This window comes from Alteromonas sp. AWM4_230, assembly GCF_056158305.1.
This window is the reverse complement of the sequence record NZ_JBSWTB010000007.1, coordinates 1-3316: the sequence shown is the minus strand read 5'-3', so window position 1 is coordinate 3316 and position 3316 is coordinate 1. Positions and strand designations below refer to the sequence as shown.

The 3316-nt window shown below is 33.1% G+C and carries 4 protein-coding genes; all 4 read left to right on the top strand.

The genetic code is table 11. The features are described from left to right. Positions 1 to 780: 780 nt before the first annotated feature. The 4 genes from ACXACS_RS20040 (at position 781) to ACXACS_RS20025 (ending at position 3303) form a co-directional block, all read left to right on the top strand. Entirely contained in the window at positions 781 to 1182 is a 402-nt protein-coding gene (locus ACXACS_RS20040; RefSeq protein ID WP_474809407.1) for a hypothetical protein, read from the top strand. 261 nt (positions 1183 to 1443) lie between these two features. Further along, positions 1444 to 1527, top strand: a complete 84-nt coding sequence (locus ACXACS_RS20035; protein ID WP_474809408.1) for a hypothetical protein — start codon at positions 1444 to 1446, stop codon at positions 1525 to 1527. A gap of 1065 nt (positions 1528 to 2592) precedes the next feature. After that, positions 2593 to 2805, top strand: a complete 213-nt coding sequence (locus tag ACXACS_RS20030) for a helix-turn-helix domain-containing protein (protein ID WP_474809405.1) — start codon at positions 2593 to 2595, stop codon at positions 2803 to 2805. Positions 2806 to 3081: 276 nt separating this feature from the next. After that, positions 3082 to 3303, top strand: a complete 222-nt coding sequence (locus tag ACXACS_RS20025; protein WP_474809404.1) for a hypothetical protein — start codon at positions 3082 to 3084, stop codon at positions 3301 to 3303. Positions 3304 to 3316: the final 13 nt, after the last annotated feature.

Sequence of the window (3316 nt, the reverse complement as noted above, 5' to 3'; positions counted from 1 at the left end):
AAAAAAAAAAAAGCCCCCCCCCCCCCCCCCCCCCCCGCACCCGTGCCCAACACAACGCCGCCCAAACCAAATGACCACACTTAGAAATGCCAATTGAAGGTGTTTATTGCTTTAATAGAATTACATCCCATTTAGGGATTGATACTTTGTGATAGAAGTAATGGATAACAAGCAACTAGTACCAACTTTCTGTTCTTACGAATGTGATGAAATGGGTCTAATTCGTTTTGGGACAGACAGCATTTTAAACTCTATAACACTTAATGCAATTTTTGAAGATCAATTAACCTTTACTTTTAGAAGTATAACATCTAATAGTGTATTTTTGAAAGTGTAAGCCTATTAGATGTGATTCAAGTGTATAGAAAGAAAAGGAAGCTAGAAAAAAATATTGGTCAGATAGTCAACAACGGTTTTACAGTACATTGATAAGTTTACTCGAATTTGAAGAAATATCACTAGATGGCTGGTATATTGATGAAATAGCCTATCTTAAAACAGAAATACATTATAGTCTCTTTCAAAAGAAAGAAAACGAAAATTTGGTAATAAAATATGATACAAAACAAGACGCCTTCTTCCCTATGTATTTTGCAATAAATTCATATGGTGATTATATATTACATCAAGCAAATTGTGTTAATGAAGCCATAAACAATTATCAGGACACTTATGATTGTTGCTATGCTCGTATATCAAATGACTAATTTTGGCAATTTTATAGATGAAAATGGAGGATTAGTGTAGAAGCTGAAAACCGGAATACGGAAAGAAAAACTGATGGAGATGATAAAAAAGAATAAAAATTCAGATGAAAATAAAAGAAAATTGCTGAATTATCTATTAAACATAGATTCTTCCTTTCTACATTTTTCATTCGGTTTAGGTGATGAAACAAGCGTTAATATGGATTATATATATACAGAAATGAAAACATACTTTATACCTGCGCTATTAACTAGCAATTGGACGTTTGGGTTTGGTGAAACATTTTTAGAAGAAAACGTGTTTATAGTCTGTATTAGGTTCAATCAAACAAAAAATATTAATGAGTTTATATTCAGCGGTACATTTGAAAAAGATAATCGAAAAAAATTTAATCAGTTAGAAATATATTTAACTAAAAATGAAAAGAAAACAGCACTTGAACAAGGGGTTATTAAATCGTTACAGTTAGGTTAAGCTTAAAGCTTGGGGATTGCTTAAAGCAAAACGGCGATATATCAATGATCTGTAGAAATATTCGTTATGGGGAAAATATTGTTCTAAAGAAAATACAGAAGGTGAATTAATAGGATATTGCAATAAATATTTATTAGGAATTGCTTATATTGCTTTTAATTATTAAAAGACGGTAAGTCTTTATGCTATACTTGAGGAAGCAATAGTATAAGATTTCTCAAGGGTGGTCAGGCACACTCCCAATAGAAAGGGGGTGGCTGTATGACGGTTTTTGAAACTCTAATGTTCGCTGTGGCGTTTTCCAGTTTGATCGTTGCGGTACTGTCATTTAACCAAAAAAAATAAATCCACCCTTGAGCTCACGACTCACTTTAGGGTGGATTATTCCACTTTAATGTCGATCTCCCTTGTAGGGAACTTATCTATTGCGTACCGTTAGTGTTACTAGCACTAACGGTATTTTTTTATTATATGGATTTCTTTTATTTATACCCGATTTTTTCGTAAATGAAAACAAGATCACTCAAAAGCAAACTGAAAAAATTTAAAACCTTTTTGGGGTTGCCCAAAAACGTACTACTCACAGGAGATAAGGCAGCAAAGAACGCAGCCTAACATCCTGTGGTATCTCGCTGTCCTCTAAAACACTCGATAACAACAAACTGTTTGATTGATGGCCAACTACAAAAAAGCGTGTAGTTCGCCATCAATCAACATTTTGTAAGTTCCTGATTGTTTCTTAACGAGTACACGACAACGAAAGATAAAAAACCAAAAGATGAAAGACAAAAAGGAAAGCAGGCTCTCGCCTGCTTTTTATTATAGTTATTTTTCCGTTTGCCATCCGAAGATTAAAGCCTTGCCACTCTAAGCCACCAGCAGGTAGGACACCCGAACCTTTCCTGCTGGTGACTAGAGAGTGGCGCAAAAAAATGTCAATAAACTTTCGTCGCTTCGCTCGGCATAGCCTCACTATCGTTCGGTATTCCACGTTTTATTGACATTTTTTTGCAGGCTTGTTTCTATTATCAAACGGGAAAAATAGATCCCCTTTGGGAAATCTATTTCTCGGCTTGCAAACTACAAATACAAAACATTTAAAGGCTTAAAACCTTTAAGTGCAAAGGAGAAATGAACAATGACAAATACAAATATTTTTAATAGCTATTATGAGTTGATAGCCGATGAGAGAATGTGTTGATATTTACGTGGAAGATGACAAAATCACCGTTTGGGGTGTGAATGTCATTAGAGAATTTAATTTATCTGAAGAAGCTAACATTATTAAAAAATTGCATAATATCAGCTTTACCGAATGAATTATGAGATTTTCTCACCTGAAAGGGGCTATTATTAAGTAAATATAAAGGACATTGTTACAAAATATTCTGAAGTGAAGGAGGAAAAAACATGAATTTAGGAAAAAGAATAAAAATCTTTCGTAAACAAGCAAGTATTACACAGGAAGATTTAGCTACAAAATCAAACCTTTCTAGGTCTTATATAGCTGATTTAGAAAGGAATAGATATAATCCAAGTATAGAAACTTTAAGAACCTTAGCAGAAGCTTTAAATATTTCTGCTAATGATTTAATAACAGAAGAACAGAAACGGATCATATGACGCCGATATAAGAACTTTGAATAGAGCAATTAGAGAATGTCGCCTGAACAAAGAAAAAAAGCCATTAAAATATTAAAGGCTACGGAATTAATATAAAGCGTTTAGTCTATAAAATTATTTTAAAAATACCATATAGTTTACTGGTAAACTGGTTTACTATATGGTATAATATAAGTAATAACAAAAGAGATCGCATAAAAAATTTTAGGAGGATTTTAAAATGAATGTTAAAGTTTATAGCTTAATGAGAGAATGGGAAAATAACAGGTCTTGGATTTGGAAAACGTAGAAAAGTTAAATGATTTGAAAGCTGGGGAAGGTGTGGTTGCAGATCCGTTTAGCATTCACATGCTAAATGCAGATCAAACCAAAGAAGAATTAGAGCGAAGGATTGCATATCATCAAGAAAATGATAGTTTGATTGCTGATGATTTATTCAACAAAATGCGTATTGATGTAGAAAGGTGCTGGTTTCATCTATCGGAGGGAATGGATTAACCTTAGCAATTGG